General features: G+C 58.7%; 1 protein-coding gene. It reads left to right on the top strand.

The features are described 5' to 3' along the window. Positions 1-223: hypothetical protein (locus tag WFN87_RS24265; RefSeq protein WP_336983989.1), on the top strand; the 223-nt coding region annotated here is incomplete at both ends.

The following is a 223-nucleotide window of genomic DNA, read 5'->3' as shown; positions in this document are numbered from 1 at the left end:
ATGAGCCAGTTTCAGCATGACCAGACCCGCAGCAACAGCCTCGGCAGCACTTCCCGCCATGCCATAACCTCTCTCTACGTTCAGCGTGAATTTCAGCAACACTTTCTCCGTTCCGGGCTATTTACGCCGGACAGTCAGGGCCTGATACGCCAGCTTTATACGCCGGGAGGCGGTATCAGCACGCTGGCGGGCATGATGGCGGGCAGCGGCGATGCACTACTGA

It is taken from the genome of Cedecea sp. AS113, from assembly GCF_037152415.1.
GTDB lineage: Bacteria > Pseudomonadota > Gammaproteobacteria > Enterobacterales > Enterobacteriaceae > Cedecea.
Note: the sequence above shows the minus strand (reverse complement) of the source record. Positions and strands in the feature narration are given on the sequence as shown.